At 43.9% G+C, this 17122-nt stretch carries 12 protein-coding genes; 4 read left to right on the top strand and 8 right to left on the bottom strand.

Features of this window, described 5'->3' with window-relative positions:
- Positions 1-126 precede the first annotated feature (126 nt).
- The 5 genes from RTS10_RS06455 to RTS10_RS06435 all read right to left on the bottom strand — a co-directional run bounded on the left by RTS10_RS06455 (position 127) and on the right by RTS10_RS06435 (position 6887).
- Positions 127-2535, bottom strand: a complete 2409-nt coding sequence (locus tag RTS10_RS06455; RefSeq protein ID WP_312539675.1) for an ATP-binding protein — start codon at positions 2533-2535, stop codon at positions 127-129.
- Positions 2536-2964: 429 nt separating this feature from the next.
- Complete coding sequence (locus RTS10_RS06450) at positions 2965-3396, bottom strand: roadblock/LC7 domain-containing protein (RefSeq protein WP_128680284.1); 432 nt, start codon at positions 3394-3396, stop codon at positions 2965-2967.
- A gap of 144 nt (positions 3397-3540) precedes the next feature.
- Complete coding sequence (locus RTS10_RS06445; protein WP_312522369.1) at positions 3541-4071, bottom strand: GTP-binding protein; 531 nt, start codon at positions 4069-4071, stop codon at positions 3541-3543.
- 150 nt (positions 4072-4221) lie between these two features.
- The gene (locus tag RTS10_RS06440) at positions 4222-5853 is read right to left on the bottom strand and encodes a hypothetical protein (RefSeq protein WP_312539674.1); all 1632 of its coding nucleotides are present in this window, start codon (positions 5851-5853) and stop codon (positions 4222-4224) included.
- A 329-nt stretch (positions 5854-6182) separates the two neighbouring features.
- A complete protein-coding gene (locus RTS10_RS06435; protein WP_312522367.1) occupies positions 6183-6887 on the bottom strand; it encodes a DUF4230 domain-containing protein in 705 nt (234 codons plus the stop codon).
- A 296-nt stretch (positions 6888-7183) separates the two neighbouring features.
- On the opposite strand from RTS10_RS06435, the gene RTS10_RS06430 reads away from it, so the two are divergent.
- Both RTS10_RS06430 and RTS10_RS06425 read left to right on the top strand, forming a co-directional pair.
- Positions 7184-8956 carry a proline--tRNA ligase gene (locus RTS10_RS06430; protein ID WP_312539673.1) on the top strand — a complete coding sequence of 591 codons (1773 nt, stop codon included), beginning with the start codon at positions 7184-7186 and terminating at the stop codon, positions 8954-8956.
- A 151-nt stretch (positions 8957-9107) separates the two neighbouring features.
- Positions 9108-11291: a carboxy terminal-processing peptidase gene (locus tag RTS10_RS06425; RefSeq protein ID WP_312539672.1), complete on the top strand. Its 2184-nt coding sequence runs from the start codon at positions 9108-9110 to the stop codon at positions 11289-11291.
- 329 nt (positions 11292-11620) lie between these two features.
- On the opposite strand, the gene RTS10_RS06420 is transcribed toward RTS10_RS06425, so the two are convergent.
- Both RTS10_RS06420 and RTS10_RS06415 read right to left on the bottom strand, forming a co-directional pair.
- Complete coding sequence (locus RTS10_RS06420; RefSeq protein ID WP_060995603.1) at positions 11621-11830, bottom strand: CsbD family protein; 210 nt, start codon at positions 11828-11830, stop codon at positions 11621-11623.
- 308 nt (positions 11831-12138) lie between these two features.
- Positions 12139-12627 carry an FKBP-type peptidyl-prolyl cis-trans isomerase gene (locus RTS10_RS06415; RefSeq protein WP_065254139.1) on the bottom strand — a complete coding sequence of 163 codons (489 nt, stop codon included), beginning with the start codon at positions 12625-12627 and terminating at the stop codon, positions 12139-12141.
- A 427-nt stretch (positions 12628-13054) separates the two neighbouring features.
- Between RTS10_RS06415 and RTS10_RS06410 the strand changes: the two genes are divergently transcribed.
- The gene (locus tag RTS10_RS06410) at positions 13055-14158 is read left to right on the top strand and encodes an RNA-guided endonuclease InsQ/TnpB family protein (protein ID WP_312114646.1); all 1104 of its coding nucleotides are present in this window, start codon (positions 13055-13057) and stop codon (positions 14156-14158) included.
- Between the two features lie 13 nt (positions 14159-14171).
- Here the strand turns inward: RTS10_RS06410 and RTS10_RS06405 are convergent, their stop codons facing one another.
- The gene (locus RTS10_RS06405) at positions 14172-15320 is read right to left on the bottom strand and encodes an AI-2E family transporter (protein ID WP_312539671.1); all 1149 of its coding nucleotides are present in this window, start codon (positions 15318-15320) and stop codon (positions 14172-14174) included.
- Positions 15321-15541: 221 nt separating this feature from the next.
- Between RTS10_RS06405 and RTS10_RS06400 the strand changes: the two genes are divergently transcribed.
- Positions 15542-17122, top strand: coding sequence for a peptide chain release factor 3 (locus RTS10_RS06400; protein WP_312539670.1), 1581 nt, complete (start codon positions 15542-15544; stop codon positions 17120-17122).

The raw sequence follows: 17122 nt of genomic DNA, 5'->3' as shown, positions 1-17122 counted from the left end.
TATGTTGACTAAAATCAAGGTTGACTACAATTAAAATTGGCTACAATTAAAATTGACCACAATCAAGTGTGGCTCGTGTATGGCTGAGCAGATTGCCTGTCAGCTATCGGTTATCTAACATCAGCATTAGCTTTCTTCTGCGATTAAAAGCTTGGGTGATTGCTCGCTGCTAATCGCTGTTTTGGGCAATCTAATGGTAAATGTCGTGCCTTCGCCAAGTTGTGATTGCACATGAATATCGCCGTTATGCTGCTGCATGATTTGGGTCGAAATAGCAAGACCCAGTCCCGTACCTTCGCCTGCCGCTTTGGTGGTAAAGAATGGTTCAAAAATCTTGGCTTGGGTCTCAGCGCTCATCCCAGTACCGTTGTCCGCCACGCTGATATACACATTGGCGCCGTCTTCTGTGCTAGTAATGTGTAATGTAGGGTGCTGAGTTTGCCCCATCGCTTGTGCTGCGTTATTAAATAGGTTTAGCAGCACTTGGTTAATCTGGGATGGGTTACAACTGACCGGTTCGATAGCAGTTAACTCAGTTATCACCTCTAACTGCTTGATATTGTTACGGGCAATGACTAGGGAGTTTTTGATACAGTCGTTGATATCGACGGCTTTGATTTTGGCTTGGTCGATGCGAGAAAAATCACGTAAATTGACGACCAATTCTGAGATTTGGCTAACCCCAAATTTGGCGTCATCCACCAATCCATGCAAATCATCACTCACCGCATCGGCGACCAATTCATCACTGCAAGCAATGGTTTGTTCAATGGTTTGATTGATGGTTGCCGTATCAGCCGGCGAATCTTGCATCAGCTGTTTGAGCTGCTGGGCATGGTCAATCAATTCGTCATAACGTACGATATTTTCATCAATCAACTCTAAGTTACTACCCACATAGCCCAATGGCGTGTTCACTTCATGGGCAACACCCGCGACCATTTGACCGATGGTTGCCATTTTCTCTGATTGTACCAACTGCACTTGAGAGGCTTTTAAATCTTTTAATGCTTGGTGCAAGTTTTCGGTACGCTCTGCCACTTGCTGCTCTAAGCGTTCATTGACTTTTGCTAATGCGCCTTCGTTCTCGACCACCCGATCAACCAGCTGGTTCATCGAGTCAGTAATCACGCCAATTTCTTGAATGTTTGCCGGTGGCAATTTGTGCTCACGCAGAGATAGATATTTTTTTTGTGCAATCAACTGACCGATTTCACGGACGTTACGAGCGACTTGGTGCAGCGGTAACGCCAAAATACGGTGGAAAATATAACCACTTAATAGCAGTACGGGTAAGAAACCCAATAGCATATACCATTGCAACTGTTTACCTAGCTGATTGGCAAATAACATCAGTTCTTGATTGGGTTTGACGATGACCATTTTCCAATTGGTCATTGGCATGGCAAAAATAAACGCTGTGGAAGGGGTTTTGAGCAATAAATCGTTGTCTAAGCTGACTTGTTCGACAAAATGGGTGGCGTTGAGATTTTCATTTTGCCCGCTTTGGGTCATTAGCATGGCTGAAATGATGCGTGCTTCTGAGGGAGAGATTTTTTGTAGGTTGGTACTACTCACTAGCGTATTGGCCGTAAAATCAAATTTACCGCCATCTAGTTTTTGCGCTTGTTTGATGAGGTTGTCATTGATGTTGTCTAAGCTTTTGGCAATGGGGGCAAAATCAGGGTTTTTCTTGGCAAAACTATTAACATCCATCATTTCGCCTTGCGGGTTAGTAGCGGTCACTTGTTTGACTTGTGCTTCATTGGGGAAAGTCAAAAAGTTGTTGTTCATATCGACCAAAAACACATAACCGCCTGTTTTGCGCTGCCATTCTTTGACCATCGATTGCATACGGCCGAGCAGTACATCAAAACTCACCACCCCTTCAAAGCCATTGTTTTGCGCATTAAAAATCGCCTTGGCACAGGTCATGACGGGCTGTTTGGTCGCCGGGTGAATATAAGCACGGCTCCACACACAGTGGTCATGATTGGCATACACGGCAGGCACATACCACCAGTCACGGTAGTAGGGCATGGCAAGCTGTGGTTGGGTTTTTTGGTCGGCTACCCGATTTGCGGTAAGTTTGCTTGGTGATTGATAGCCAGGATTGATGGTTTGATATTGACTGGCAGATTGCATAACACCCTGCATGTCCCGTTGCCAAACAAACGCGGCTTCATCGACGTTAGGTTTGTACATCAAAGGGTCATACCACACACCGCCGCCGAAAATGCCTTTATCCATATTTGCCATCAGATTGCCAACACTGGTGTTGATGATATCGGCATTTTTGGGCAAACTGCCAGTCATACGACTGGCTGTCACTGCCATGCCATCAATTTGACTCACACGCGACAAAATGCCATTCACCGCCTCATTGCCAGTTTCAATGATAGTCTGAGAGGTCAGTTTGGCGACGTTAGGCTTGGCTTTTTGGTCAATAATCCAATACACCATCGCCAAAAACACCAAAAAAACCAGCAATAATACGCATAGCAAACGTGTGGTAAGGTTGGAAAAATTCATCATTGTCACTTATCTGTTGGCAAATTGATTGGCTAATTAAATGACCTATTGCACCGCTTAGCCCCAAGTAAAAAAGCTTACAAACTCTAACAGCAGCCGTTAACGCAAAATAAAAACGATGGTTAATCTCAATTTCCCAAATTGCCTCATCCTATTGAGAAAATCGATAAACCATCGTCCGTCGGTGACGGTAGTGTAGTCAGGTTATATGACAAAATGATGAATTATACTGATGAAAGGTAATGGGGCAATCCATAGCAATTTTTAAATCACATTTTGCTAAATTATTAAAATTAAGTTGTATAAAAAGTCGGATGAACTGTAGAAAATGTCAAAAATTGATTGTTTGACAGGTTGGATATGAGGGACATGAAAAAAGCCCTCAATGCTGTTGAGGGCTTTACAGTAGATATGATATAAATTAACTGTGTATTAATGAAATTCTTTATCGAGCTCTATTAAACGGTTAATCGCTTTATTCATACCGTGCATGATTTGACCGAGCAAGACTTGTTGTTTGGTCACCACAATCACAATCATCGGCTGGAACTGACTAGGCACGGCGCTAATCATGATTTTACCGTTTTCGGCATCTAGGATGACTGAGCGACAGCCAGTAAGCTGCGCTTCGGCGGTCAATGCCTGTACCAATGCCAAGATTGAGCTGCCGACCGCGGATAATTTACCGCCATCATAGGTTTTTTGAAAAATTGAATTGACTTCAAAGCCATCGGTTGATGACAACAACACCCCTTCAATGCCACTCGTGGTATGAATGAGTTCGTGCAATACTTCATTAGATAGGGCAATAAATTGCTCACTGGGCTTAATGCGGCTTTCCATTTGAAACAATTGGTCATTCATATTGGTATCCAAATATTTACTAGCGTAACGGTTTTAAAATTGCTGTCGAGTTTGTCAGTCGCTGCGCTCAATATCTAAGTCAAATGGCTGCGTTTACCGAATAGCTTGTTAACGTAAGCCATATACCGTAATTCAATCATGCGCTCACTGCGCTGTCAATTCAAGTGATGCAATAATGGTATCAACCAGTAACAGCACATCTTCTCTTTTTCGCATATCGACTGGGAAAATAGGCAGATTCTTATCATTGGCAGCCAACCAGTCATGATAAATGCCAAAGTCGCGCTCAGGCATTTTATCAACTTGGCTGATACCCACAACGATACGACCCGTATAAATTTTAGTAAACGTCTGTAAATAATTTGCCAAATCTGCCACAGGGTCTTGGGCGGCATGGTCAATCAAAATAATAACCCCCATCGCCCCCTGCGACAAAATCGGCCAAATAAAGTTAAAGCGTTCCTGCCCAGGTGTGCCATATAGCCCGATATTGATGCCACCTTCTAGCACCAATTCACCGTAGTCCATACCCACCGTCGTCAATGCCTTGGTGTTGACATGAAGGTCGGTATTTTTTACTTCAGTCGACACCACAGGGATATCCGATAAGCTTGCGATGGCTTGGGTTTTTCCCGCACCCATAGGTCCGCTAAAAACAATTTTGAGACGTTGCATGTAGAAAGCCTTACACTCATTGCATTAATATAAATACAATATTAGGAAAAAAATTGCGTTAGTATCATACGCGAAACCACGCTGTTAAGTAAAAAAAATTAATAAATCCCTGATAATATAATCAAATTATCAATCATCTTAACGAAAGATTTACAATCCCAAGCGTCGACGTAGACGTCCTAAAAACCCCATCATGCTATTGCTGCCAGTTTCTTGTGTGGGCGAGGTTGAACCTTGTGACGATGTAGCACTCGCTAAGATGGGTTCAGGCTCAGTGGTACTATTATTCCAAGGGCTATTGTAGGTAGTTGCAATATTGGACAAGGTATTGGCTGATGATTCTGTCATAGCACGGCGGCTAAGGATTTCATCGAGTTTTGATTGAGGTTTGGTAGGCGCGGGTGGCTGATGCTGGATGTGGGCTGACTCAGGTTGGTTCGCAGACGCTGTGGGTGGTACCGTAGCAGATGCAGCAGGTTGTTCAACAAAAGCAGGTTGCGCACTGGGCGTAATTGGCTGCGGCTCAGTCTGGGTGCTTTCAGCGGGTGTCATTTCAGCTACTGTCACTTGAGCGGGTGACATTTTTGGCAGTGATATTTCTGCTGGCGACATGGATGGAGTCACTGGCTGGCTAATCGTTTTACTATTGAGCTGAGCGATAGTTTGCTGATAGACCGAAGCAGGCAATGCACCTGCCACAAATAAACCAATGAGTGTTTTTTTGACTTGGGGTAGCGAACATTGACTGCGTGCTACCAATTCATCAATCGTTAACGAACGGGCTTCTAGTACACATTGGATTTTAAGATGGTCATGTTGGTCGGCATCATGGATAGGTTTTACCCAACTGTCTATATGGTAGTTGATGTGCGAATCTAGCAAACCTTCAAATTTTTGACCATGTGTGCTAGCCAAGTCCCATAGCCATTGCACCAAGTTTTTAGCAGTTTTGACATCTAGCTGATTGGCAGCCACATCATCAGCAAGCGAGATAATCCAAGGCTGATTGGATGAGATGTACTCAGACACCTCCCAAACCCGTTGCTGTTTTGGATTGATATAGGCAAATAAGGTGCCAGCAGGGCTTTTGATACTCAGCACTTCATTATGGCGCTGGGCAATCTGACTAAAAATTTGGGCAAATCCGATTAAATACTCATCATTGACAGTGCCGTTAGTGGTGGTTGATGCCATCGACTGGCTGGATTCGGCAAGTTGATTAGGCGCATTGTGGGTATGACTAGTTGTAACAGCTGAAGCTTGCGCAGAGTGTGCAACACCAGATGATGGATTGGCAGCTTGAGCAGGCGGATTTGAAGCTACGCGCTGGTTGGCTATAGTATCTGTCGCTGATTGAGAAGCGTCAAAGGCATCAGCGGTGAGTTTAGCGGCAGTGGATGCCTTATTGCTGACAGACACACCAGAAAAAAACGGTAGTTGTGAAAACAACCACTCACTGAGCGGCTCTAAATCTTTGAGCGGCAACACCAATAAATCTTGCGATAAATAGCCGTTTTCCGTCTCACTACGAGCGGTATAAATAGTGGCCGTATTGGGTTTGCTACTAATTAACTTTTGAACGCTTTCAGCATGACGAAAATCATGATTGACCATAAATAAATCAATTTGCTGATTGTTCGCTGATACCCATTCAAGGTCTGCTTCGAGTCTAAGCAAGATGCGTAGATACCCTTTTAGCATCACTTGGTCGCCAGGCTTGATGCCAACCAAAGCAATCCGCATTACTTTTTTTAGACGATCTGAGGCAGACGTGACATTCATTCAGTAAACTCTCCAACAGCTAGCGAATTGATCTTTTACACAACTAAAACGCCATCAAGCATCCTTGCAATAAATTAACATAACCCTTGTTGAAATGGACATGTTAAGTGGCTATTATTATTGCAATTTTTGATGAGAGTAGCAAATAAATGTCGTCTAAAACTAGCGGGTTATAAAGTTGAGATTTTAGCAACATTCTTATTATTAAGGTAGGTTACATATCCATTATTTATGCCTTTCATACCAATTCTGCCAGCGCACAAAAATAACATAAAACAAAAAAACGCTTTTATCCTTGGATTGGTTTTATTGATAGGCAAACAATCGGTTTAACGGCAATTGTTAGTGGGCGCAGTAACTTTCACAGTGACTTGTACATTTGCCAGTGCAAATAGCGATTGCACTTGTTTTTGGGCATTATCGTTGGCAGTTTGTAAAATGCCAGAGCGGCAAGCCGATGTCAGCACTTGGTTTTTGCCAGCCACTTGCGCTTGGTTAAATATTTGCGGGTCGGCTTGCACCATGCCAAATACCCCTGTTTGAATATCATACACTTCAATGTTATCTAAATAACTATCCAAAATCTGCGCAGCGGGCAAGGTGATACTGACATGGCTACCATCTGAGGTCACTTGTACATCAGTGGGTTTTAATTGATTTAAGTCAATGCCCGCGGTCACCCGTCCATGAGCGACAAAAAGCCCCTTTTGTTGATCTTGCCACAGGGCATACCAATTGCCTTCTTTTTGGCTGGTGATAACGGTATCGATGTTATATGCCACGGTTTGTAGTCGATTGAGACTTTGAATCTTAGTAACCACCCCTTCGCGGGTTAATACCTCAACTTTTTTAGGGGTATTTGCTTGTTGCCACTGCAAAAATAGCCAACCCGCCACCGCAATCACCGCCAGTAAAAATAAACTTACCCAAAAAGAAACCGGCTTTTTGTTACCCGGTGCAGGCGGTTCTGGCAAGTTTGCAGTCGGTTTTGCCTCAGGTGATGGCGTAGAAGATGAAGTGGGTAGTTGGGTCATGTATCCATTCCTAACAGTTTAATAGTGGATGCTATTTTGTATGGTTATGACTTGTCATGATTTCAATGTAGCTAGTTTAAATAGCCAATGGGTATGACCAAATTGTCATAATGATTTTCCTAATTTATAAAAATGCTAAAATTAAAAAAGCTAAGTCCAAAAATACGGCATCGACTTGGCAAAAATTAAAAAAACTATTGCACCACCCAGTGGCATAAAATAAGATAATCGGTTTACCAAATAGTCTATCCATTCTCGTTTTTTTCTTATTTCAAGCCGTACAAACAAGGTGTGCCATGCGAGCCAGTCAATTTACTTTTGCAACGTTAAAAGAAACCCCAAGTGATGCCGATATCATCTCCAGCCAATTAATGCTCCGTGCAGGGATGATTCGTAAATCTGCGTCGGGTCTCTACACGTGGCTACCGATGGGTCTAAAAACCTTACAAAAAGTTAAAAAAATTATCCGTGAAGAGATGGATGCCATCAACTGCCAAGAGCTGCTCATGCCTGTGGTGCAATCTGCCGAGCTTTGGCAAGAATCCGGTCGCTGGGAAGCCTATGGTCCTGAACTGCTGCGGTTTAAAGACCGTCACCAACGTGATTTTGTGTTAGGCCCAACGCATGAAGAAGTGATTACCGATATCGCGCGTAACTTGCTAAAAAGCTATAAACAGCTCCCTGTGAGCTACTACCAAGTACAAACCAAATTTCGTGACGAAATTCGCCCACGCTTTGGGGTGATGCGTTCACGTGAATTTATCATGAAAGATGCCTATTCGTTTCATATCGACCAACCGTCATTACAGCGCACCTATGATGATATGTATCGCGCCTATCATAATATCTTTACCCGTCTTGGGTTAGATTTTCGTGCGGTGCAAGCCGATACCGGCTCGATTGGGGGATTTGCGTCGCATGAGTTTCAAGTCCTAGCCGGCAGTGGTGAAGACGATATCGTATTTTCAGATAGCTCAGATTATGCGGCCAATATTGAGCTTGCTGAAGCGGTGGCGGTCGGTGAACGTGCTGCCCCAACGCAGGACAAAGCCGATGTCAGCACGCCCCATATGCCAACCTGTGAGCAAGTGGCTAAGCATTTAGGCTTGCCATTGTCACAGACGGTCAAAACTTTAATCGTCGAAGGTGCACCTACCGCAGAAGGTAAAGCCACCTTAGTCGCGTTAGTGTTACGGGGCGATCATACCCTAAATGAAATCAAAGCTGAAAAATTGGCGCAAGTCAAAGCCCCACTCACCATGGCGAGCGAAGAGGCGATGCAAGCAGCGGGGCTGCACAAAGGGTATATCGGGGTGTTTGATTTGAACATGCCAGTGATTGTAGATCGTGCCGCTGCGGTGTTGTCAGATTTTGTTAGCGGTGCCAACAAGCTAGATTTTCATACCACGGGCGTCAACTGGGAGCGTGATGCGACCATCACCGAAATTGCTGATATCCGCAACGTGGTAGCAGGCGACCCAAGCCCAGATGGACAAGGTACCTTACAAATCCGCCGCGGTATCGAAGTCGGTCATATTTTCCAGTTGGGTGACAAATACGCCAAAGCGTTAAACTGTGCGGTGATGGGTGAGCAGGGCAAACCTGTCATTACTATGATGGGCTGTTATGGTATCGGCGTGACCCGTATCGTCGCCGCCGCAATTGAACAAAACCACGATGACAATGGTATCATTTGGAAAACCAGTAGCACAGGTGAGAGCCTTGCGCCATTCACTGTGGCGATTGTACCGATGATTAAAGGCAAAATGAAAGATGCTCTAGACCCAGCGAAAGGGGACAAAGCAATGCAACTTGCCGAAGCGCTTTACACTGAGCTAAAAGCCCAAGGTGTTGATGTGCTACTTGATGACCGAGACGAGCGCGCGGGGGTAAAATTCGCCGATTTAGAGCTCGTTGGTATTCCCCATCGTATTGTTATCTCAGAGAAAAATATCAGTGAAACAGGCGAGGTGAAATATGAATATGTCAATCGCCAAGACGGTGAAAAACAGTTGCTCACTGCCGCGCAATTAAACCAACTGTTTAAAGACAATCAATTGATTGGCTAACACAACAACTTACCGCTACAAACGGTGAGGTTTGATAGATGATTTGAGTCGAACATTTACACGTTTTGTATGGTGTGGAAAAACTGACAGTGCTAAGATGGGCTGTCAGTTTTTTCTGTTTATCGCTTCATTAAATAGAGTAAGGAAAGTCATGCAATACAAACAACTTACCGCCAGTGTATTTGCCCTGTTGATGGGTGGGGCGATACTGGGACAAAGTTACCAAACCGCCATTGCAGCATCGACGAGCGTCGGACAGATCAATAACGAGCAGCGGCAGGTGACTCGGCAAGTCGCAGCGTTGTTGGATCGTAGCCATTATCTAGATAAAAAAATGGACGCTGCAACGGGCAAGCAAATTTTAAGCGACTATTTTGATGCGCTTGACCCCAATCATAGCGTGTTTTTGCAGTCCGATATTGATGAATTTACCCAAAAATATGGCAATAGTTTTGCCGATTATCTCAAACGCGGTGATTTAAAAGCGGGTTTTGACATCTATCAGCGTTTTATTGAGCGCTCAAAAGCGTATTACAGCTTTGCCGATAGCTTATTAAAATCCCCTGTGAACTTACAGAGCAATGAAACGGTCATTATGAACCGTGAAAAATTGCCACGTTTTAAAACCGTTGCCGAGCAACGCGATTTTTGGCGCAAACAGCTGACCTACCAGCTGATTGGTATGACCATCAATCAAGATGAAGACAAAAACAAAGACAAGTTTTTGCAAGAAAATGCCGATAAATACAACGCCAGTGATTTAGTCAAAAACGAAACGCGCTCACCAAGCCAAGTGCTAGACCAGCGTTTAAAGCGCCAATATGCGCAGCTACAGCGTATCGATAGCGACCAAATCGTTGAAACCCTGTTAAATGCAGCGATGGCAGCCTATGACCCGCACAGTAATTATTTTGCCCCCGTGCAAGCTAATGAGATGCAAATCCAATCGACCCTTGAATTGGTCGGTATCGGTGTCTCGATTCAGCCCGATCGCAAGAATCCTGACTACACCCGTATCATCAGCCTAGTTGATGGCGGGCCTGCCGCTCGTTCGGGTCAAATCAAACCCAATGACTTAATCATCGGCGTATCCACTGAAGATAAAGGCATGGTCGATACCGTCGGTTATTCGACACGGGAAGTAGTGAACCTCATTCGCGGTAAAAAAGGTTCATCCGTCACCGTGCGCGTCAAAGCGCCTAACACCCCAGACAGTAGCGCGCGTAATGTCACCCTCATACGTGACGTGATTCAGCAAGAAGAATCGGGCGTCAATCATCGGGTGATTAGTATCAAAGATAAAAACGGACAAGCCAAAAAAATCGGTGTGCTAGAAATCCCAAGTTTTTATCTCAACTATAAAGCCCGCCGTGCGGGAGAAGACTATCGTAGTGTCAGCATTGATACGGAAAACGCGTTAAAAGCTTTAAACCAGCAAAACATTGATGGCCTAGTGGTAGACCTGCGTGATGACCCAGGTGGCTCACTCGATGAAGTCGCCAAAATGATTGGCTTGTTCATCAAGTCAGGTCCGCTGGTACAAATTCGTGATAATCGCGGCAATATCCAAGTGTATGAAGACGAAGATAAAGGTAAGCAGCTGTATACAGGCCCGATGACCGTACTTATTAACCAAGGCTCGGCTTCAGCCAGCGAGATTTTTGCCGCAGCGATTCAAGATTATGGTCGCGGTCTGATTGTCGGCAGCACGAGCACAGGTAAAGGCTCAGCACAAATTCAGCTTGATAACCTTGCCTTAGGGTCAGCGACCTTAACCCAGCGCAAGTTCTACCGTATCACAGGCGGCAGTACCCAAAATAAAGGCGTTGTACCCGATGTGCGCTTAGTCAATATCTATGAAGGCATGGAGTTTGGTGAACGTAGCATGAAAAACCCACTGGCATGGGATACCATTCGTGCCGCGCCGTACCAACCTGCGGGCAACTATTCCGGTGAGACCTTGCAATCACTCAATGCCTTGTCACAGCAGCGTCAAGCAGCCAATGCCCAGTTCGCTTATCTAAGCCAACTCAACAGAATCCGTAATGAGGAAGATGATAAGAAACCTGTCAAATTAGACATCAATGACCGCCGTACTTTCCGCAAAAACATTGAGGCAAAAATGTTGGCGGCAGAAAATGCGAGACGCCAAGCCAATGGGGAAAGCCCCTATAGCACGTGGACAGCGTACCAAGCTGCGCAAGATGCAGAGTTAGAAGTCCGTAGCCGTCTAAAACAAGCCGAACGTCCAAAGCTGCCTGAAAGTGAAGCTTTTGTGATTGAAGCGGCTAATGTGATGCTTGATGCACAGACAGCCAATAACCAACGCCCCTAATGGCAAAAATGTGTGTAAGCAAAAGCTTACATGCATTGACGTTTGTACGACTGTTACCGAATGGTAAATTTTGTAATAATACATTCAACGGCACAGGGATGGTTCTCAAGGATTGAGATAGGGACAGAATTGCCAATAAAGGAATGGTTTATCGTAGTATTAAGGAATGATGCTTGATAAACACGTGGAGTGAGACTTAGGATGAGTCAAGAAATTCACTACCAGTTAGTAAGGACCTTAAGGATGAGGTCAGTGATGCTAGGATAGCAGGTAAAAAAGCCATATCATCTGATATGGCTTTTTTACTTTGGAGGAGGAGTTAATCTATTCTAGAAACGATAGTCATGACGGGCTGACCAGTCGTCGATTTCTTTTTCTACCACATCTTCGGCGCGGCCATAACGCTCTTGGATTTTACCTGATAGCTTTTGGCGATTACCTTCCAATTGGGTAATTTCATCATCAGTTAAGTCACCCCAAGTTTCTTTTACAGCGCCTTTAACTTGTTCCCATTGACCTTTAATTGTATTCTCGTTCATGAGTAGTATCCTTTTTTGTAATTAATTTAATGCTATATAAATAATTAAAAATATATACCCAATCCTGCGTCTTTATTATTGCTTGGATTGTTTGTTGGGTATAAAACTATTATGCCTAAATCTAGCGCACAGTGTGTGGTAAAAACTGTAGTAAAGCATCAAAAAACGTAACTAAATCAATGATTTTGTAAATAATATCAAGCGTTTCTTACACCCCGTAAAAGTATTTCATAGGGTAAAATTTTGCACAAAAAAAGAAGGCTATAAATATAGCCTTCCATTTAATCTTTCTAAGCTTTAATGATAACTTAGTGGTGATGACCGCCTGCACCGTGTACGTGACCGTGTTGTAACTCTTCATCTGATGCATCACGAATGCTTGCCACTTCCACATCAAAATGAAGTTTTTTACCTGCTAGGGGATGGTTAGCATCAACAATCACTTTGTCCTCTTGTACATCTTTCACAGTGACTAACATCACATGACCGTCTTCAGTTTGCGATTGGAACTGCATACCTGGTTGGATATCTTCGACACCTTGGAAGTTTTCGCGTGGAACTTCTTGTACTGCAGCATCATCGAATTCGCCGTAAGCGTCTGCAGGTTCAATGCTTGCAGTAAATTTGTCGCCCACTGATTTGCCCGCCAATTGTGACTCAAGACCTGGAATAATGTTTTGGTAGCCATGTAAATACGCTAAAGGTTGACCTTCTGGTGATTGGTCAATGACGTTACCTTCGTCGTCTTTTAAGGTGTAATGAAAATGTACAACGTTGTTATTATTGATAGTAGACATCGCTAAAATTCCTTATGAATCAATGAATGGATTGGCAAATCGCTTTTTTGGCACAATAAATTAAAATTGCTAGGATTTTTCACTATCATTACCGTGAAAATCTTTGAACTTTTGGTTAAACCTCAAAATACGCCAAAAAGTGTTAATGTAAATTGTAACATCAATCATTAAAAATTTGGCAGTTATAGACTTTAAAACACATTTTTAATCATTCAACCATACAACACTGTAACAATAAAGTCGTGTTCTGTTATTAATGGCGATAAGATTTAAAAATTCAATTTATCGGGCAAATTATTTGTTAAAGAGTCCTGTAGCCAGTAGGTGATTTTATCAGCCGTTGCCGTAAAACCACCGCCTTTAGGCGGTGGATATAAGGCAACTTGTACACTATAACGCTTGCATAAATTTTGCTAAAATAATTTGCATGAAAACACTCAAGCTACGCATACGAGATAAACACACAGCAAAGCTTAACCGCCTAAGTGGTTCGGTCAATTTCGTATGGAACTACGTCAATGACTTGAGTTACAAGCATCTGCAAAAAACTGGGAAATTCTTTTGTGCCTATGATCTAAACGAATACACCAAAGGTAGCGGTGAACTGCTAGGCTTGCATAGTCAAACTATTCAAGCCATTAACGAAACCCACGCCAAATCGCGTCGCCAATTCAAAAAAGCCAAACTAAACTGGCGAACCAATAACCCAAGCTCTAAGCGTAAAAGCTTAGGTTGGCTACCGTTTAAACAATCTGCCATCAAACACATCGCCACACACCAAATTGGTAAAAAAGGCTTAAAATCCACCTTACAGCTTAGTTTAGCCAAAGGACAAAAACTAGTCATTGACCTATGGGACAGCTACAACCTTAGCCTATATCAAATCAACACTTGCGAGCTAGTCCAAGACAGCCGTAACCGTTGGTATGCCTGTATCACCGTCAAAGACTATCCCAAGACACAATGCGGAACGGGTAGCGTAGGCATTGACTTAGGGCTTAAAGACAGTGCCACTACCTCAAGCGGTGACAAACTCACCATCAAGCAAACGCTCAAATATGCCAAAGCATTAGCTACCGCTCAACGTGCCAAAAACAAACAGCGTGTCAAGGCAATCCATGCCAAAATTAAAAATACACGCCAAGACCTCATACACAAATTCACCACAGGGCTAGTTAAGAATAACGCCCTAATCGTGGTTGGTGATGTAAAAACCACCCAATTTAACAATAAAAAAGGCAAACTAGCCAAGTCGGTTTACGATGCAGGTTGGTTTGAATTGAAACGACAACTGACCTATAAGTGCGAGAACGCAGGTTGTCGTTTTGAAATCGTATCAGAGCGATACACTACCCAAACTTGCTCGTGCTGTGGCGATATGTCCAGTAGCTTGAGCGGTAGAGCAGGTTTGCGAATAAGAGAATGGACTTGTGCAAAGTGTGGCACATGGCATGATAGAGATATTAATGCCAGTCGGAACATTCTTGCGGTCGGGCTTGACCGTCTTGCAGAAGGAATCCCCTCACTTTAGGGAGGGGAGGAAGTCAAATAACCCAGCCCCTATCTGCCAAAATGCGTTTGATTTGGGCATAAATCACTGGCGCGCTGATCAGTCCCGCTAACCCAAACGTTGCTTCAAGCACCAAAATAAATAACAACAATTCCCAAGCAGACGCTCGGATTTTGTGACCAATGATTTGCGCATTTAAAAAGTATTCAAGTTTATGAATGCTCACCAACCACACAAGCGATAAAATGCTGATGCCAAGCCCGTGAGTGAGGCTGAGCAAAACGATAACAATGTTTGAGACCAAATTACCAACGACAGGGAATAGCCCTGCGCAAAAGGTGATAAGCACAACGGTCCAAGCCATCGGTAGCGGATGACCGAGTATAGGTAATATCCCTAGCAAAAACACCGAAGTTAAGATGGTATTGATACTAGAGATTTTGACTTGCGCAAAAAATACATCATTAAACCCCATGATAAGTTCATCAAATTTTTGGCGCAAATGCTGGGTAAATGGGGTTTTATGCGCCGCGCTATTCACAGGTACTTGCAATGCCACAATACAACCAATCACAACACCGGCTAGCACATAACCAAGCCCGCGTAACGTATGAATACCCACTAACTGTAGTTGCGGCGCATGACTTTTGATAGTACTCATGAGCATAGCTTGAAATGAACTGACTGAAATGGGTAGATGCTGAGAGATACTTGCGGGTAGTAGGGTATGAAGCTGGTCAAATATGTCCAATATCTGTCGGATAAGCTTATTAAAGACATCAATACTCGCTTTATCAGCAATCCAATCGCCAAATACATACACAGTAAGCGAAATTATGGTCGCCAAAATGGCAATAGCAAACCATTCTGCGACTTTACCCACACGCTGCTGACGCGAGGCGCTATGCATATAGGCAATGACATGCCGATAAATCCAGCCAGCAATGCCGCGAACCAGCGCATAAGTAATTAAGGTGGCAAAAAGCACTAAAGTCAGGTGGAGCAATAGCACAGGCAGCCAGACAACAATCACACTGCTAATCGCTAACAAAAAACTTTTCATATCTGACCACTGTAACCGATCATTGGTCAAAAAAGGATCGCCCAAATGAGCACTGGTCGAAGCGTTGTTTTTATTTTCAAGTGCGGGTTCAGGATTGTTGCCAAGGGGTTCAGCGGTCATAAATAACATCTTAACAAGATAAAAAAAGATGAGATAAAACTAACACAATTTTAGTGATTAAAGTATTAGATTTATGACAAAATTTTGTCAAAATCGCGTGCGTGATGCGCAATAATCACCCGTGAAAATCGCAATCAAACGTAAAATCGGCTACAATATGCCATCTTTTTTATTCTTTCTTTTATCGGTTACCAAGCCTCGCTACTTTTAAGTCAAACACTATGTCACTACATTCTGAAATCGCCAAACGCCGCACTTTTGCTATTATCTCGCACCCCGATGCCGGTAAAACCACCATGACCGAAAAATTACTGCTGTGGGGACAAGCAATTCAGCGCGCAGGTGAAGTCAAATCACGCAAAACCGACAGACACGCGACATCTGACTGGATGAGCATGGAGCAAGAGCGTGGTATCTCGATTACCACCTCAGTGATGCAGTTTCCCTATGCTGACAACATGGTCAATCTGCTAGATACCCCAGGTCACGCCGACTTTTCAGAAGATACCTATCGTACCTTAACCGCGGTGGACAGCGCACTGATGGTGATTGATGGGGCAAAAGGGGTTGAAGAGCGAACCATCAAGCTGATGGAAGTATGTCGGATGCGTGATACGCCGATTATCTCGTTTGTCAACAAGCTTGACCGCGAAATCCGTGACCCGTTATCACTGCTTGATGAAATTGAAAACGTCCTAAAAATCCAATGTGTGCCGATGACGTGGCCGATTGGTACGGGCCAGCATTTTGTTGGGGTGTATAACATCAGCGAAGATAAAACCTACTTTTATCAAAAAGGTCATGGTACTGAGATTGTCGAGATTGAGAGCCGTGACGGCTATGACTATCCAGATGTCCGCGAGAGAATCGGTGAAATTGCCTTCCGTGAATTTGAAGAAAGCCTAGAGCTTGCAAAAATGGCACATGAAGATTGGGATGTTGATGAGTTTTTGACAGGTAAACAAACGCCTGTGTTGTTTGGTACGGCGTTGGGTAACTTTGGCATTAACATGGTGCTTGATGTACTTACCCAATACGCCCCAGCGCCTAAAGACCATGACACAGTCGAACGCACCGTCAAAGCCGATGAAGAAAAATTCTCCGGCTTTGTCTTTAAAATTCAAGCTAACATGGACCCAAAACACCGTGACCGTATTGCCTTCATGCGGGTGTGTTCAGGCAAGTACGAAAAAGGCATGAAAATGAAACATGTGCGCTTGGGCAAAGAAGTACGCATTTCAGATGCCTTGACATTTTTGGCAGGTGACCGCGAAGCGCTGGAAGAAGCGTATTCGGGCGATATCATCGGCTTACATAATCACGGCACCATCCAAATTGGCGATAGCTTTACCGAAGGCGAAACTTTAAACTTTACAGGCATTCCCCACTTTGCGCCAGAATTATTTCGCCGTGTGGTACTTAAAGACCCACTAAAATCCAAACAACTGCAAAAAGGTTTACAGCAGCTATCAGAAGAAGGCGCCACCCAAGTATTTATGCCGCAAATCAACAATGATTTGATTTTGGGCGCGGTAGGGGTGCTACAGTTTGAAGTGGTCGCGCATCGGCTACTTGAAGAATATAAAGTGCAATGTACCTTTGAGCCTGTGTCGATTGCGACGGTGCGCTGGGTGCATTGTGATGACAAAGTGGCGTTTGAGAAGTTTAAGAAAAAAGCCCACGACCAGTTATCTGTTGATGGCGGTGGTTATTTGACCTATCTTGCCCCAAGCCGGGTTAATCTTAAATTGATGCAAGAGCGTTATCCAGAAATTACCTTTAGCGCCACCCGTGAGCATTGA

The organism is Moraxella sp. CTOTU47616, assembly GCF_032017465.1.
Classification (GTDB): Bacteria; Pseudomonadota; Gammaproteobacteria; order Pseudomonadales; family Moraxellaceae; genus Faucicola; species Faucicola tetraodonis.
The sequence above is the reverse complement of the archived record's forward strand: the minus strand, read 5'-3'. Positions and strand labels throughout refer to the sequence as shown.